The sequence below is a fragment of the Syntrophomonas sp. UBA1041 genome, from assembly GCF_002316705.1.
Classification (GTDB): domain Bacteria; phylum Bacillota; class Syntrophomonadia; order Syntrophomonadales; family Syntrophomonadaceae; genus DTU019.
The window spans coordinates 37,030-53,377 of the sequence record NZ_DCEA01000093.1; the positions used below are offsets into that span (position 1 = coordinate 37,030).

Sequence of the window (16,348 nt, forward strand, 5' to 3'; positions counted from 1 at the left end):
ATTATATGAACGATTTACTTCAGGGAGCCTGGATCATACCAGTCCTGCCCTTTCTCGCTTTTGTGATCATCGGCCTGCTGTTGCACCGCTGGCCTAAAGTGGCTGCTGCCACCTCTATACTGGCTATCGGACTTGCACTTCTGTACTCCATACTGATAGCCGCAGAGGTTTTCAGCAGCCCGCCCGGGCAGGTTTTTGTGGAGTCGGTGCGCTGGCTTGATATGCCCGGCCTGCGTGTGGATATGGGCATTCTCATCGACCCGCTGAGTACGGTGATGCTTTTGGTGGTGACTATCGTAGCCCTCCTGGTGCAGATCTACTCCCTGGGATATATGGAGGGAGACCCGGGTTTGGCCAGCTATTTCGCCTACCAGAGCATTTTCGCAGGTTCTATGCTGGGCCTGGTCTTATCCAGCAACTTCGGACAGGTTTTCGTGTTCTGGGAGCTGGTAGGGTTGTGTTCCTATTTACTGATCGGCTTCTGGTTCGGGCGTGAAAGCGCAAAGGAAGCCGCTAAGAAGGCCTTCATTACCAACCGGGTTGGCGATTTCGGCTTCCTTCTGGGCATTCTGCTTTTGGCGGTGTTGTTTGGCAATCTGGATTATGGAACCCTGGCGGACCGGCTGGCAGGTTATCAAAACCTGGCGATTTTAGTCCCCATAGCATTTCTGCTGTTCGCGGGCCCGGTCGGAAAATCGGCCCAGTTTCCCCTGCATGTGTGGCTGCCTGATGCGATGGAAGGCCCCACCCCGGTCAGCGCGTTGATTCACGCCGCAACGATGGTGGCGGCCGGGGTATATCTTCTGGCCAGGGCCTTCTTCATCTTCAGCGCCGTTCCGCAAGCCATGCTGTTGATAGCGGCCGTCGGCGGTTTCACCGCCCTATTTGCCGCCACCATCGCCCTGGTGCAAAACGACATTAAGCGGATCCTGGCCTATTCTACCTTGAGCCAGCTGGGCTATATGGTCATGGCCATGGGTATCGGCGCCATGACGGCTGGCATGTTCCATCTCATGACGCATGCTTTTTTCAAAAGCCTGTTGTTCCTGGGAGCGGGCAGCGTGATTCATGCCCTTGACGGCGAACAGGATATCTGGAAGATGGGGCAGCTGGCCCATAAAATGCCGGTAACCACCTGGACCTTTGTCATCGGGGCCCTGGCCTTGGCCGGGATTCCCCCGCTGTCAGGCTTCTGGAGCAAGGACGAAATCCTTTTAGGGGCTTATGCCAGCGGAAACATGCTGCTTTACGCCCTGGGATCACTGGTAGCCTTTATGACCGCCTTCTATATGTTCAGGCTTATTTTTGTGGCTTTCTTCGGTTCTGAAAGCCATGGCGAACATGCCCACGAATCAAAGCCGGTCATGACGGTTCCACTGCTAATACTGGCGGTGCTGGCAGTTGGAGCCGGATTTGTCGGTTCTCCTTTGATGGGCAACGTTTTCGGCCACTTTATCACGGCCCCAGGGGTAGCCCATCATGAGCCGAGTATCAGTATAATGGTGATTTCTTCCCTGCTTGCAATAGCCGGTATAGCCCTGGCCTGGATGATCTACCAGAAACAGGCCATATCCCATGAAAACTTACGTCAACGCTGGGCGGGAATCTATCAGTTGTTATACCACAAATACTATATCGATGAACTCTATGCCCGCTTGATCGCGGTCTTTATCGACGGCACCGCCCGGGTCCTGGAGTGGGTGGACTTAAGAATTGTAAACGGAGCGGTTAACGGCCTGGCCTACCTGACCGGGTGGACCGGGAGGACCCTCCGCTACACCGAGGATGGACAGGTGCAAACCTATGCGCTCTACCTGTTTGCCGGGGTGGTAGTAGTTCTAATCAGCGCCCTGTTGGCCGTCTATACGGCCCTGGCTTGAGGAGGTAGCATGATATGCATTCATTTCCAATATTGAGCCTGGCTCTTTTGATTCCTGTATTTGGGGCTGTCGGGATTATGCTGATGCCTGCAGAAAGAAAGACCAGCATTAAGTACATTGCGGCGGCCAGTTCCTTTATCAGCCTCTTGCTTTCCCTAATGGTGTTTTTCGGTTTTGACCGGGGCCAGGCGGGCATGCAGTTCGTGGAAAGCATTCCCTGGGTACGCGACCTGGGAGTATCTTATGCCCTGGGGGTAGACGGCATCAGCATCCCCATGCTTCTTCTGACCACATTGATCGGTTTCAGTGCGGTTTATGCCAGCTGGCAGGTGGAGGAGCGGGTCAAGGAATTCTTCGCCCTGTTGCTTTTGCTTATAACCGGGGTTATGGGTACTTTTATAGCGACCGACCTGTTCATTTTCTTCCTCTTTTATGAGGTGGTCGTAATACCTATATATCTTCTGGTAATCATGTTTGGTTCTTCCAAACGGGTCACCAAGGAATACGCCGGCATGAAGCTGACCATATACCTTTTAATCGGCAGCGCCTTTTTACTGGTGGGCCTGATCGCCTTGTTCATTAAAGCCCAGGCCATCCTAGGCTATCCCACCATGGATATCGGCACCCTGGCCACAGTGGATTTCCCGGTCTGGTTCCAGGTATTTGCCTTTACTTTGATGGCGTTGGGATTTGGCACCCTGTTGTCCATGTTCCCGTTTCACGCCTGGTCTCCGGACGGCTACGCCGGAGCGCCCACTGCCGTCAGCATGATCCATGCCGGGGTTTTAAAGAAGATCGGGGGCTACGGCTTGATCCGCATCGGGCTTTTTATACTGCCCCTGGGAGCCAAGTTTATTGCTCCCATCATAGCGGTTCTGGCCATCGGCAATGTGGTTTATGCCGCCTTTATCTGCCTGAGCCAGAAGGATTTGAAATATATTGTGGGTTATTCTTCTGTAAGCCATATGGGTTATGTCTTGATCGGCTTTGCCGCCCTCAACCTGATCAGCTTGAACGGCGCCGTCATGATGATGTTCGCTCATGGAGTTATGGCGGCCTTGTTCTTCGCTATGATCGGCAGCCTCTATCATAAGAGCCATACCCGGGATGTGGCCGATTTCGGCGGGTTGGCGCACCAAATGCCCCGGCTGGCCACCGGCCTTATGCTGGCCGGGCTGGCCTCCTTGGGACTCCCCGGGCTGGTGAATTTTATCGGGGAGTTCACCATCTTCGTAGGCGCCTTTCAAGAGTACCGCATCTTGACGGTAATTGCCGTCTCCGGAATCGTCCTCACCGCCGTATATATCCTGCGCACATTGGGGGATGTTTTGTTCGGCCCCCGCAAAGAGCAGTGGGATCACCTGGAGGATCTGAAAGGTACCGAGATGGTGCCTCTAATCGTGCTTGGTGGAGCCATCATCGTGGGGGGTATCCTGCCCTTTATGCTCATGGATCTGATTAACAGCGGCATGGGCCAGCTCCTGGCCCAAATCGACCTTACACAGATGGGAGGGAGCTTATAATGCCTTATCAATTGCTGGCTCCAGAAATCCTGGTGGCTCTCCTGGGCATATTGATTCTTATGGCTGGTCTGGTTCTGCCCGGACGCGGCCCCAAGGCGGCCGGATTGCTGTCCATCTGTGGAGTCCTGGCAACACTGGCAGTGGTGATCTGGCAGTTCAACCAGGAGGCCGTATTTTTTGAGGGTGTTTATCAGGTAGACAGCTACAGCAACTTTTTCAAAGTGCTTTTTTTGAGTGCGGCTGTGCTGATTTTTGCCATGGCGGGCCGATACACCGATTTGTTCGGCCTGCGGCAGAGTGAATGGTTCAGCTTTATGCTTTTCGCTACTCTGGGCATGATGGTGATGGCATCCTCCGGGGATCTGATAACTCTATATGTTGGCCTGGAGCTGATGACCATCAGCTTCTATATTCTGAGTGCCTATCTGTTGAACGATGGGCTTTCCGCTGAGGCGGGATTAAAATACCTGATCCTGGGGGCCCTGTCATCAGCGGTACTGCTTTTCGGCATGAGCCTGATTTATGCTTCCAGCGGCTCTACTGTATTCGACCAGATTTACAGGGCTTTGCAGCCGCTGCCCACCACCCAGCCGGTCTTGATTGCTGGAATTATCATGCTGATCGCAGGTTTTGGCTTTAAGATCGCCCTGGTGCCTTTTCATATGTGGGCCCCGGACATCTATCAGGGCTCACCCACTCCGGTAACCGCCTATCTGGCGGTCGGCTCCAAGGCAGCAGCTTTTGCCGCCCTCTTGCGCGTCCTTCTCCTGGCCTTGCCGGTGGAGCATTTTAACTGGACCTTGCTCCTGGCTGTTCTGGCTGCGGTTACTATAGTTGCCGGCAACCTGATAGCTCTGGCACAGAGCAATGTGAAACGGCTCTTGGCTTATTCCAGTATCGCTCAGGCCGGATACATCCTGGTGGGCCTATCGGCCGCCAATGTGTATGGCTTCAAAGGGGTCTTATTCTATGCCATGCTTTATGTGTTTTCCAATGTAGGGGCTTTCGCCGTGACCACCCTGGTGGAGACGCAAAGCGGCAGTTCGGATATGGAGGCCTTCAGCGGCTTGGCAAAAAGGGCCCCGATGCTGGCCGCTGTTATGACGGTTTGCATGCTGTCCCTGGCCGGCATCCCCCCGATGGCCGGATTTGCCGGTAAATTTTATCTTTTCTCAGGTGCAATACAGTCGGGTTATATATGGCTGGCTTTTGTGGGACTGATTATGAGCATGGTGTCAGTGTATTATTACTTGAATGTATCCCGGGTCATGTACATTGGCAGCAATGACGGCGGCGAAACCCTGGCGGTTCCGGTTATGGCACGGCTGGCCCTTCTGGTCTGTCTGGCCGGCACGCTTTTAATCGGCATCTACCCCGAGCCGCTGTCGCATTTTGCTGAATTGGCGGTACAGGTGCTGCGTTAGCCGTACTGGACAGCAGCATGCCGGACTTTTTTTATTTTAAACATGATATGGATCAAGGCTCCAAATCTCAGGTGTCATCCGTAACTGAACCTGCTTTATAGTCTAATCTTCCTAACAGGGGAGGGCCAAATGGAATATTGTGCGGGGAGATCCAATTTTTCGCGAAGCCTAAAAGAACTTTTTCAAGTAAATCAGGAAAGTTTTCAGGGCTTTTAGCGTCCTAATTAATAGGGCTATTTTTTGGCTGGGGTTTTAGTTGTGTTTTTTTGTTAAAGGAGGGTGTTTTTATGCGTAAAACCTTAATTCTGGCTATGGCCGTGTTGTTGATCGCGCTTTCGGTAGTTCCGGCAGCAGCGGAACCTGGCTTTGTGCTTAAACTGAATGGACAGGACTATAACGGTCCATTTACCGTTTACGACGGAAGCACTGCTGTGCCGCTGACTTTTATTGAAGAAGCCCTGCCGGTTGAGACCACGGTTGAAAACGAGACCATCACTATTGGCCTGGACGATGCAACGCTGGTAATGAAGCTGGGCAGCAAAGCGGCAGTATTGAACGGCCAGGAGAAGGCCATGCCTTTGGCGCCGCAGCTGGTTGATCAGGACACCATGGTGCCCCTGCGTTTTGTCCTGGAGAGCTTCGGGGCCCAAGTCGGCTGGGATGCCGGCAAAAACGAAATTTCAGTCACCACGCCAGTTCTGAAAGCGGGTTTAACCGCAGAGCAAATGCTGGGCAAAATTACCCAGGCTATGACCAGTGAAGGCCGCTATAAAATGAAGGCTGACACCACCATGCAGATGGAGATGACCGCTGACGGGCAGATTCAAAACGTGGATATGTCCGGTCAAGTCAATGCTTCCGTTCAGGAGAAACCCCTTTTGGGCTATGTGTCAACCAGTATGAAGGTTGACAATATTACCGGCACAGATGAAGCGGTTCCCCCGGAAGCACTGGTCAGTGAAGTGGTGCTGAACGATGAAGGTATGTTTATGACCATGCCCGGATACGAGGGCTGGGTCAAGATGGAAATGGAGGGTCTGGATCTTAACCGGCTGATGGAGCAGTACGGCAGCCAGGATCCGGTTCAATCAGTCCTGCAGATGAAAGAGTTCGGCGCGGTTGTCAACTACGAGGCTGATAAGGTGGTTGAGGGCAAAAACTATGGAGTCATTCATGTTGCCATGAGCGAAGAAGCCCTGGGTAAATACCTCAACTCCGTTATCGAGCAAACCGGGTTGTTCAAGGCGAGCGACGCAGAAGCGAATGACACCGAGCTTCAGGCAATCCTGGACCAGGTTTTGAAGAACTTCAAAGCTGATATGAGCTATGACATGGTTTTCGACTATGAAACCTATCTCATGGTTTCCATGGATATGGATATGGATATGAACATGACTTTGGACATACCTGCTAATGAAGAAAGCGGCACTCCGGCCACTTCGATGCAAATCAAATCGAAACAACAGGCCGTCTATCAGATTTATGATTATGGTGTAGAATTTGAGGTGCCGGATGTGAGCGGGGCCAAGACTATGGCTGAAGTTATGGCCGCAATGACTGCCGAATAATTTCAAGCGAGCCAGGGGGCCATCCCGTTAAGGGATGGCCTCTTTTTAATCTCAAAGGAGTCACGGAGGAGTCCCCGTGACTCCCTCCACAGTCTGCCGTCCCCGTGACTCATCCTTCCAGAAGAAATTGCTGGTATAAATGCCCTTAATTGCAGCAAGCTAATAGCATCAATAACTAGGCAAGAGGTGTTATTTATGCAGGATGCCCCCAGTTCATTCTGGATGGCTTCAACTCCAGGTACCGATTATCCGGAAATACAGCAAGATCTTCAGGTGGATACGGCAATAGTCGGCGGCGGCATCGTTGGTATCACAACCGCGTATCTGTTGAAAAAACAGGGCATGAAAGTGGCGATCATCGAAGCTGATCGGATTTTACAGGGTACCACCGGACATACCACCGCCAAGATAACCTCACAGCATTCCCTCATATACGCCAGGCTGAAACAACAAATAGGGCAGGAAATGGCGCAGCAATACGCTGATGCCAATGAGAGCGCTATTCATCTCATCGCCAGCACTGCTGCCGAAAACAATATCGATTGTGATTTTTCCTGGCGGCCGGCCTATGTATTTGCCCAATCCGATAAGTATATGAAGGATCTGGAGGATGAGGCTCAGGCAGCCTGCAGTCTGGGCATCAAGGCGAGCTGTATGGATCACAGCCCTTTGCCCTTTTCTGTCCGGGCAGCTTTGCGGTTTGATAATCAGGCCCAATTCCACCCCCTGAAATATCTGAAAAGCCTGGCCCGGCAGATACCCGGCCAGGGTAGTTGCATTTTTGAAAGAACTACCGCAGTAGGTATTGACGAGAATCCCTTGGCGGTAATTACCCGCCAGGGGCAAAAGGTTACGGCCGCCAAGATTATAATCGCTTCACACTTCCCCTTTTTCGATGGAGGGGGCCTGTACTTCACCAAGCTTAACCCGACCCGGGCCTATATAGTCGCCATAAAAGCCCAGGAGAAGCTGCCGGAAGGGATGTTTATCAACGCGGAAAGCCCCTCCCGTTCACTTCGGTCCCAACCCTATGAGGAGGGGGAACTGATCCTGGTGGCCGGGGAAAGTCATCAAGCCGGCTCGGGTCGGAATATGAACGCTCATTATCAAAATCTGCTGGATTTCGCGCATGGGAACTTTGAGGTCAAGGAAGTGTTGTACCGCTGGTCGACTCAGGATTATAGAACCCTGGACGGCATTCCTTATGTGGGCCATCTCACCTCTAAAAGCCCCCATATTTACGTTGCGACCGGTTTCGGCAAGTGGGGCATCTCCAATGGTACCGCATCTGCCATGGTTTTAAGTGATTTGATTACGAGAGGGGACAGTCCCTGGGCACAGGTCTACAATCCCTCCCGGTTCAACCTGACCGCGGCGAAAACCTTTGTGGGGTTGAACCTTAATATAGGCAAGAACCTGGCAGCAGGGAAGATAAGCCGGCTCCCTGAAGGGGTTGAGCTTTCCAATGGGGAAGGCAGGGCCATTCAAATCGACGGGGAAAAGTATGGTGCTTTCCGGGATGATAATGGCGAGCTTCATATTGTCGATATCACCTGTACGCATTTAGGCTGCGAGCTGAACTGGAACGATGCTGAACAGACCTGGGATTGTCCCTGTCACGGTTCCAGATTCAATTATACAGGCGAGGTTGTTGAAGGACCGGCTTTTAATATTCTGCACCCCGCCGACCAATGCCCCAATGCGGTGGAGGCTCGTGTATTTGAATAGCATAAAAGAAGCCGGTTATTAATCTAAATGGTCTATCTTGATTTCTTTCCGGCCTGCAGCATAGACAAGGCTTTTTCAATGCGGGCGGTCCTGGTTGCAGGCCGTTTGGCGCTGTTTATCCACTGTACGTAGTCTTTCTGGTGAGTGTAGGAAAGCTGCTCAAAGAAACTCCTGGCTGGCTGGCTTTTTTCTAAAACCTTCGCAAAATCCGGGGGCAGCTCTACCACCCTCTCGTCTTCGTCTTTTTCGATTTCTACCTGGACAGAATCGCCCGGGTTTTTGGCGATGGTTTTTCGCAGCTCCTGGGTCAGTCCTATCCAGTAGCAGCCTCCCATTCTCACAATTGACCCCCTGTATTCAACGCCGTCGAATCTGGCTTTAACTTTTACCCTTTTGGCTCCAAACACTTCTTCCACATCAAACGGTATTTCCACGTATGCGCCGTTAATGCCCTCATGCTTTTTAACGATTGCGGTAAAACTCTGCGCCACTATTATCACTTCCTTGACCCTAGTATAACCCATCATGATGGTATAACAGCCGTGGCCCTGAGCGATAGAGTTTATGTTAAAATTATTCATAGCCTGAGTTAATCACAAATTCTACCAGACATACCAGCGGAGACTTATAATAATGACCAGAGGAAAACTAAGACCTTGGAATCTTGACATAATGAGGAGTCTGATTGCGGTCTCCAGAGGACTGGAACCGGCCGATTATTTATTTGCCGGAGGGCAGATCCTGGACGTATATAATGGCCGGCTGGTTGAAGCCAACCTGGCTGTAAAAGGGCAGAGGATCGCTTACCTGGGTTCCTCAGACTGCATGAGGGGAGATTCCACCTCTGTCATCGACCTTGAGGGCCGGGTGCTGGCGCCGGGTTACATAGAACCGCACGCCCATCCTTTTACATTGCACCACCCGGTGGCCTTTGCTGATGAAGTGCTCTGCTGGGGAACCACATGTTCGGTTAACGACAATCTATTTTTTATGAATCTTATATCCTCCGATAATATCATAGAAATGGTGGAGGCTATTTGTCGGCATCCCCATAAAATGCTGTGGAGCGCGCGGCTGGATTCACAAACTTTCGATGAACAGGAAGCGGCGCAATTTACTCCGGAAGCAGTAAGCCGCTTGATTCAACACCAGAGCTTCGTACAGGTAGGGGAGTTAACCGATTGGCCCGCCTTGATCGGGGGCAGCGACAAGATGCAGCAGTGGCTGCTGGATGCCGTTTCACTGGGGAAAAAGGCTGAAGGCCATGCGCCCGGAGCATCGGAAAGGACTTTAAACCCCCTGGCGGCGGCGGGGGTAACCGCTTGCCATGAATCCATAACCGCAGAGGATGCAATGCTGCGCTTGCGCATGGGAATGTATGCCTCGCTGCGAAATTCCTCACTCCGGCCTGACCTCCCGGATATATTAAAGGGGCTGTTGAAGTACGAAAACCTGGCCTGGGAAAGAATGATGATGACTACGGATGCACCCAAAACCACCTTCCTGAGGCATGGCTTCAACGATCACCTGATTAGAATTGCTATAGAAAATGGTGTGCCCCCAATCACGGCTTATCAGATGATGACCAGAAATCCCGCTGTATATCTGGGCCTTGATGATGAAACCGGCGGCCTGGCCCCGGGCCGCATAGCGGATATCCTGGTGTTGGAAAGTCTTGATGATCCTACTCCCGGCATGGTCTTTGCCGATGGTAAGCTGGCGGTGGAAAGGAAGGGATCAACATTGATCAGGTATCATGACACTGTACGACTGGATTGGAATGGCCTGGGGATCAGGATCCTGGAGGAACCTTCGGTAGATTTAAATAGTATCGAATTTCAACCGAAATTCAACGGTGAGACCGCTTTTCCCGTCATACAATTAATCGACCCGGTCATAACCATGCGTTGTGACTATGTGCTGGGAGAAGAGATAAAACCGTTGGGTGACAAATTGCATATCGAAAAAGGCCGGGGGCTGTGTTATGCTGCGTTGATCAGCCGCGATTATCGTCTGGTCACTCACGGTATTGTTAAAGGATTTGCAAATAAATTGGATGGTATGGCCACCACCTACACTACCTCCTTCGATATACTGGTTTTAGGGCAAGACCCTCCTGCTATGTTGCAGGCCTTGCACCGCGCCCTGGAGTTGGGTGGCGGTATAGTGGTTGTTCAGGCACGGGGAATTGCCGCCGAAATTGCCCTGCCCCTGGGCGGCAGTATGAGTTCGAGGCCCATGGGTCATGTTATCGAGGCCGCCGAACAGATTGAGAAAGTATTAGTGGCAGCAGGCTATCCCCATCATGATCTTTTCTATACTTTGCAGTTCCTGTCATCCACCCATCTGCCTGCTATCCGTCTCACCAGGGATGGGATTTTCGAGGTTAAAACCCATGAATTATTGCGCCCTTCACGACCGATCCCCGGGACTCGGCGGCGCGGCAACGATTAGATATGAATATCCGGACTTATAAAGTGGAAGGGATGTGGATGCTGTGTGTGAGACAGGTATAAATCTTCAGCCTATCGGGATCGTGCGCTCCCCAACCAAGGATACCAGTGATGTCCCCATACCGGGCAAGCCGGCCGAGATAGTAGTGGACCCCCGGTACAGCCAGGCTCTATGCAGAATAGAAACCAATTCACACCTGTGGATTCTAAGCTGGTTTCACCTGTCAAACCGGGAAAGTCTGGTTTCGGTGCCGGCCCGGGTCAATCCTTATCTGCCTCAATACGGGGTATTTAGCCTGCGCTCGCCCAATCGACCCAACCCCATAGGGTTGAGTCTGGTTCGTCTGCAAGCGGTTGATGGCAATGTGTTAAAAGTCACCAACCTGGATGCTATCGATGGCACTCCGGTTCTGGATATCAAACCCTATTACGAACAGGACATTGTTTTCTCTCCGGCAACGCCGTATATTCGGCCTTATGAGCTCTCGATGCGCCGCGATATATTTTTAAAACAAGCTCTGACCCATCATCAGGAGGAGTGTGACGACCTGTACATGGCGGTGCGCATGGCTTTGATCGCCGATGAATATCTGGGACAAATAACCCTGCCCCAGGTGTTCCTGCAAGTCAGCGGTTCGACTTGCCTGGCCGATACTCTGCAGGGATTAAGCCGGGCGCGTCTGGCCAATCCAGCCCGTTTCAGATTTACGGAGTCAGGTAACCTGGCGCAAAGCATATGGGAAACTCCGGGCCTCAGCCTCAGGGTGACGGCGAAGCAGTCCGTAAACCGGGAAAGCTTTAAGGTAATCAGTGATGAAGAACTGTTCGAGATAGTGGCTACAGACCAGTGCAATTTGGGACCTTAATCGTCTGTACCGGCGCAGGGGCTTCAATCTGACCTTTCTCTTCGCAGCATCTGATGCGAATTATTATCGCGCCCAGGCTCGTTTCCTCACCCGGATATGGTAACGCTTTTGGGCTGGCGCATCTCCATCCGTTGTTGTTTGAATATCATCCAGAAATAAATCAGATCGAACAGCAGGGTTGCGGCGGTAAGTGCGGTTACCAGGTCCGATCTCAAATAGAGGTAGAAGCCGACCGCGGGAATGAGGCTGCCGATCATTTTAAACAGGGCGATGTAGACGGACTGCCCCCTGGTGCTGCCGCGTCTCCTCAGCATGGAGATGAACAGTATCGACATCATGAGGTTCTGAGCAAAGGCCGCGTATTTGCCAAGGGGATCATTTAATTCCGGCACTGAGGCAGATATTATGGCAAAGCTCAGCGCTAAAGCCAACAGCAAGGTAGGATAGAAATATTCAACCGGCAGCGATCGGGAGAATTCATCCCGGCCATACTTGACATACTGCATCAGTAGCACCATATCCAGGGCCAGCCAGATCATATCCAACCTGCCCTGCAGCCCCCCGTGGGGATAAATAAAGGAGAAGATGAATTCCCAGCACAGATTAGCGCACATCGCTATCATAGGCATACCCGGGGTTTTGTCGCGGAATCCCTTGAAGATTATCAGCACATAAGTCGCGGACCAGAATACCCCGGCGGCTAACTGAAAAACAGATACGATATCCAATATCAACCCTCCACCGCTTAAAACTTATCTATAACAAGACCCCTTTCAATATAGATATTCCATTCACGGTTTATTTAATGCCATATAGCCTAAATCTTCGTTTCCCGGCTATCCGCCGTAAGTCCTTAATGACATCCTGGAAGGCTGCGATGTTTTCAGAGCAATTAAGACGGCTGGAGAGGGCTTCTGGAACCCACGACCCTCCCCGTTGCGAACCAGAAGTTCTCCCTGCCGTGGCGCGCCCCTCATATTTTGCTTAATGGTACTGTGAATTCATCGGGTATAGATAGACGGCAGTCCTGAGATAAGGCCAAATCTTCACACTCGGAAACTGAATAAGAAATTGGTACGGAAATTGCAATTATGATTATATATACGGTATTCCGTTTAATAGGCACGGCCCGGGAAGAGGTCCCCCCCACCCCCCTGCCCGGGACCGGCCGATTTTTCAAGATAATGCTTTATTCCCTCCCCATGCCGGCTCTGATAATCAGAACCGGTTTTTTCTTAAACGTTCAAACCTTTCCCGGGATATGCCAGGTGGTGCAAGACCAGGCCAATAGCGGCGGCGTGAAACATATCCCCTTTAAATTCCGAAAACCCGGAATTGGGGATGTAGCAAACCGGCTACAAGTTACTATTAATGATACAAAGCGCGTAGCGAACCAGCTACATTGCAGAAATATGTAGAAATATATAAGAATGCAAATGATTGTATTGCCTTAAGCCTGTATCGTATAGATGTTGTTTCGATACAGGCTATTATTATTTAAATTTTGTGAGCCACTTCTTTGGCATGTTTTTTGCTCTATTAATAATAAATGCAAGCCATGATGGAGCGAGAGAAGGGAGGACTGTGGCTTTTAAGCAGCAACATGAAATCGTTTTCAAGGAAACGGATTTATAGATTGACTTGCCTGAACATTTTCAAGGTTGATAAAGCTGGTTGAAGGCTTTGCACTAATGGTAAATAGGTTTGGTCAATCGAAAAAGTAATGTGAGGTGAAATAAATTGAACAATCTGCCTAAAGGTGGAGATTTTCTTCTGGAACAAACTGATCCAAGCAGCATCTTTACCGTGGAAGACTTTAGCCAAGAGCATCACATGATTTACCGGACCGCTATAGGTTTTGTCAATGACAAAGTGTTGCCGGTTATGAACGACCTGGAAGCCAAAAAAGAAGGTCTCAATAAAGAGCTTCTCCTGGCATCGGGAGAGCTGGGACTCCTGGGTGCGGATGTTCCGGAAGAATACGGCGGATATGATTTGGATAAAGTCAGCTCATGCATTATTGCCGAGTGCATTGGCAAAGGCGGCTCCTTTATCCAGACCCATGGCGGACAGACCAGTATTGGCATTGTTCCGCTGGTCTTTTTCGGAACCCATGAACAAAAGCTCCAATACTTGCCCGAGTTCGTAACTGGAGAACTGGTGACGGCTTATGCGTTGACTGAACCGGGAGCAGGATCGGATGCATTGAGCGCCAAAACCAAGGCCGTCTTAAGTGAGGATGGCAAACATTATGTCTTGAATGGAGCTAAACAATTTATCACCAATGCAGGTATAGCGGACGTATTTATCACCTTTGCCAAAATTGATGGAGATAAATTCACTGCCTTTATTGTGGATGCGCATGCCGAGGGGGTCTCTACCAGCCCGGAAGAACACAAGATGGGAATAAAAGGCTCATCCACCCGTTCCGTATATTTCGACGACGTAAAGGTTCCGCTGGAAAACGTATTGGGCGAAATCGGCAAGGGCCATTTGGTGGCTTTTAACGCCCTTAATAATGGACGCTTTAAAATGGCTGCCAATACCATTGGATTTGCCAAATATGCCCTGGATGTTTCGGTGGAATATGCCAATGAGCGCCGGCAGTTTAACCAGCCCATCGCAGAGTTTGGTCTGATAAAAGAAAAGCTGGCCGATATGGCTGCCAAGATTTATGCCATGGAATCCACAGTCTACCGCACCGCAGGCCTTTTGGAAAACAAAGTGCAGAGTATGGATGTCTCCGGCCCAGACGGAGGACGGGTTGTTGCCGCATGTTTCGATGAGTATGCAGTGGAATGCTCACTTAATAAAGTCTTTACGACCGAATGCCTGGGACAGGTGACTGATGAAGGCGTGCAGATCCACGGAGGTTATGGTTATATTTCTGAATATCCAATTGAGAGGTTGTATCGGGATAGCCGGGTATACCGGATTTTTGAAGGCACCAATGAAATCAACCGCACGGTTATCACCAATACATTGATACGCCGGGGCCTAAGCGGGCAGATTCCTCTTAAAGAAGCCATTGCCAATCTGCAGGCTCAAATGGCTGCAGGCATTTCCGTCCGTAACGATGCCAGCGATTTAGTTCAGGCCTGCAAGGATATAGCCCTATTCACACTGGGGGCGCTACTGGAAAAGTACGGTAAGAAAATTGCACAGCATGAAGAGATTGTCGGCAAACTAGCCGATATCATCATGTCCGCATTTGTAATGGAAAGCGCCCTCTTGCGCGCCCGGAAGGCGTTGGCTCGAGACTGCCAGGACAGTGCCCAGCTGAAAATAAACATGGCCAATATCTTTATTTATTCGAATATAAACGATGTTTTTAATCGGGCTAAAGAGATAATGGCTGCGATTGCTGACGGTGAACGACTGGCCGAACTGTACAGCGATCTCGGCACTTTATTGCAGTATACGCCGAAGAATACCATAGCCTTGAGGCAGGAAGTGGCCGGAGCAATAAGTTCAGCCAATAAATATGTATCCTGAGCCAATGCGCCGGAACGGGAGAGCCGGGCATAGCATGGCTATCTAACCCCTTTCTATATAATTGCTCCGTTGGGATTTAGTCAGGAGTTCCCAGGAAACTTGCACTATCCGTCCCGGTTAAATCTCAACGGAAGCAAGTAGTTTTCTATCAACTATTCGAAAAAGGAGAATGAGTATGGAGAATAACAGACCATTAGCTGGAGTAAAAGTGGTTGAACTGGCGATTTTTATCACGGCTGCCAGCTGTGGTAGGTTTTTGGCGGATCAGGGCGCCGAAGTGATAAAGATAGAAGATCTTCGTGGTGATGGCACCAGATTTCCGGGAGCAGGTTTAACGGAAGGACGTCCCACCGATTTGCCCGGTGAGAATCTCACTTTCGAAATTGAAAACGGCAACAAAAGAGGCCTGTCAATGAACCTGAAGAATCCGGATTGTTATCACGTTCTTATGGAACTTCTGGCTCAAGCTGATATTTTCATCACCAATTGGCGTCCCCAAGCCCTGAAAAGGCTGGGATTGGATTATGAAACCCTGAAGGAAAAGTTCCCCAAACTGGTTTATGGTGCAGCTACCGGTTATGGAGAAAAAGGGCCTGATAAGGATCTTCCCGGCTATGATTTCACTGCCTTCTGGACTAGGTCCGGATTATTAGGCAGTCTGTATGACAAGGATGGATCTCCCATGAACTTGATCCCCAGTATGGGCGACCGCGTGGTAGGCATGTGCATGGCTGCCGGCGTCATGGCTGCTCTATATCGTGCGGCTAAAACCGGTAAAGGCGATAAAGTAAGCGTAAGCCTCTTGGGCGCTGCGATTTTCCTGCAAGCCACCATGATGCAGACCGCTCAGTACGGCTTGATCACTTACCCGATTTCACGTCGCGAAAACCCCAATCCTTTGATCGGTTCGTACCAGACCAAAGATGGGCGTTGGGTAGAGATCAGTATGCCCAATTACGATCTGCAATGGACCCCGTTTGCTAAAGCCATGAATCCCGAGTGGCTCAATGACGAACGCTTCAGCAATGTTGAAAACCTCAAAAAGGGTCCCTACATGGGGGAGCTGTGTGATGCCATCGCAGCCCGGTTCGCGGAGTTGACCTCTGCTGAAGTAGCCGCCATAATGACTGAAACCGACCAGCCCTATGCTCTGGCACAGGTTTGGAGTGAAGTATTGCAGGATCCTCAGGCATGGGCAAATGATTACTTCACGGAACTGGAATATGAAAGCGGAACCAGAACCCTGGTCAGACCACCTGTGCAATTCCAGGAAGCCGGGCTGCCCCCGGTCAACAAAGCCCCCCGCTTGGGTCAGGATACCGCCGCAATCCTTAAAGAACTGGGCTATGGTGAGGAATATATTAAAAAGATGCGGGATGCCAAAACCATTATCGCTGAATAGCTGCCTTTC

11 protein-coding genes are annotated in these 16,348 nt (G+C 50.9%); 9 read left to right on the top strand and 2 right to left on the bottom strand.

Annotation, left to right across the window (positions count from 1 at the left end; translation table 11 throughout):
- The first annotated feature begins 5 nt into the window (after window positions 1-5).
- The 5 genes from nuoL (at window position 6) to B2633_RS13750 (ending at window position 8,123) form a co-directional block, all read left to right on the top strand.
- Window positions 6-1,880 carry an NADH-quinone oxidoreductase subunit L gene (nuoL, locus tag B2633_RS13730; protein ID WP_483171285.1) on the top strand — a complete coding sequence of 625 codons (1,875 nt, stop codon included), beginning with the start codon at window positions 6-8 and terminating at the stop codon, window positions 1,878-1,880.
- 14 nt (window positions 1,881-1,894) lie between these two features.
- Window positions 1,895-3,403 carry a complex I subunit 4 family protein gene (locus B2633_RS13735; protein ID WP_483171287.1) on the top strand — a complete coding sequence of 503 codons (1,509 nt, stop codon included), beginning with the start codon at window positions 1,895-1,897 and terminating at the stop codon, window positions 3,401-3,403.
- Window positions 3,403-4,827 (top strand): NADH-quinone oxidoreductase subunit N, encoded by a 1,425-nt coding sequence (locus B2633_RS13740; protein WP_481037707.1) that lies wholly within the window; start codon window positions 3,403-3,405, stop codon window positions 4,825-4,827. The genes B2633_RS13735 and B2633_RS13740 overlap by 1 nt, the downstream gene beginning before the upstream one ends.
- A gap of 287 nt (window positions 4,828-5,114) precedes the next feature.
- Window positions 5,115-6,395, top strand: a complete 1,281-nt coding sequence (locus tag B2633_RS13745; protein WP_483171289.1) for a DUF6612 family protein — start codon at window positions 5,115-5,117, stop codon at window positions 6,393-6,395.
- Window positions 6,396-6,590: 195 nt separating this feature from the next.
- Window positions 6,591-8,123, top strand: coding sequence for an FAD-dependent oxidoreductase (locus B2633_RS13750; RefSeq protein ID WP_483171291.1), 1,533 nt, complete (start codon window positions 6,591-6,593; stop codon window positions 8,121-8,123).
- 32 nt (window positions 8,124-8,155) lie between these two features.
- On the opposite strand, the gene B2633_RS13755 is transcribed toward B2633_RS13750, so the two are convergent.
- Window positions 8,156-8,704: a DUF1905 domain-containing protein gene (locus B2633_RS13755; protein WP_483171292.1), complete on the bottom strand. Its 549-nt coding sequence runs from the start codon at window positions 8,702-8,704 to the stop codon at window positions 8,156-8,158.
- Window positions 8,705-8,795: 91 nt separating this feature from the next.
- Between B2633_RS13755 and B2633_RS13760 the strand changes: the two genes are divergently transcribed.
- Together B2633_RS13760 and tsaA are read left to right on the top strand one after the other, a co-directional pair.
- The gene (locus tag B2633_RS13760; protein ID WP_483171293.1) at window positions 8,796-10,577 is read left to right on the top strand and encodes an adenine deaminase C-terminal domain-containing protein; all 1,782 of its coding nucleotides are present in this window, start codon (window positions 8,796-8,798) and stop codon (window positions 10,575-10,577) included.
- 43 nt (window positions 10,578-10,620) lie between these two features.
- Window positions 10,621-11,442: a tRNA (N6-threonylcarbamoyladenosine(37)-N6)-methyltransferase TrmO gene (gene tsaA, locus B2633_RS13765; RefSeq protein ID WP_483171294.1), complete on the top strand. Its 822-nt coding sequence runs from the start codon at window positions 10,621-10,623 to the stop codon at window positions 11,440-11,442.
- An 86-nt stretch (window positions 11,443-11,528) separates the two neighbouring features.
- Here tsaA and B2633_RS13770 read toward each other — a convergent pair whose 3' ends face one another.
- Entirely contained in the window at window positions 11,529-12,170 is a 642-nt protein-coding gene (locus B2633_RS13770) for a transmembrane-type terpene cyclase (RefSeq protein ID WP_483171296.1), read from the bottom strand.
- A gap of 1,012 nt (window positions 12,171-13,182) precedes the next feature.
- Between B2633_RS13770 and B2633_RS13775 the strand changes: the two genes are divergently transcribed.
- Together B2633_RS13775 and B2633_RS13780 are read left to right on the top strand one after the other, a co-directional pair.
- Window positions 13,183-14,937 carry an acyl-CoA dehydrogenase family protein gene (locus tag B2633_RS13775; RefSeq protein ID WP_483171298.1) on the top strand — a complete coding sequence of 585 codons (1,755 nt, stop codon included), beginning with the start codon at window positions 13,183-13,185 and terminating at the stop codon, window positions 14,935-14,937.
- Window positions 14,938-15,112: 175 nt separating this feature from the next.
- Window positions 15,113-16,339 (top strand): CaiB/BaiF CoA transferase family protein, encoded by a 1,227-nt coding sequence (locus B2633_RS13780; protein WP_483171299.1) that lies wholly within the window; start codon window positions 15,113-15,115, stop codon window positions 16,337-16,339.
- Window positions 16,340-16,348 lie beyond the last annotated feature (9 nt).

What these genes read in the sequence shown, in the direction of transcription:
- B2633_RS13755 (WP_483171292.1), bottom strand. Translation starts at nt 8,704, where the DNA reads ATGAATAATTTTAACATAAACTCTATCGCTCAGGGCCACGGCTGTTAT.
- B2633_RS13780 (WP_483171299.1), top strand. Translation starts at nt 15,113, where the DNA reads ATGGAGAATAACAGACCATTAGCTGGAGTAAAAGTGGTTGAACTGGCG.
- B2633_RS13740 (WP_481037707.1), top strand. Translation starts at nt 3,403, where the DNA reads ATGCCTTATCAATTGCTGGCTCCAGAAATCCTGGTGGCTCTCCTGGGC.
- B2633_RS13750 (WP_483171291.1), top strand. Translation starts at nt 6,591, where the DNA reads ATGCAGGATGCCCCCAGTTCATTCTGGATGGCTTCAACTCCAGGTACC.
- nuoL (WP_483171285.1), top strand. Translation starts at nt 6, where the DNA reads ATGAACGATTTACTTCAGGGAGCCTGGATCATACCAGTCCTGCCCTTT.
- B2633_RS13760 (WP_483171293.1), top strand. Translation starts at nt 8,796, where the DNA reads ATGAGGAGTCTGATTGCGGTCTCCAGAGGACTGGAACCGGCCGATTAT.
- B2633_RS13745 (WP_483171289.1), top strand. Translation starts at nt 5,115, where the DNA reads ATGCGTAAAACCTTAATTCTGGCTATGGCCGTGTTGTTGATCGCGCTT.
- B2633_RS13735 (WP_483171287.1), top strand. Translation starts at nt 1,895, where the DNA reads ATGCATTCATTTCCAATATTGAGCCTGGCTCTTTTGATTCCTGTATTT.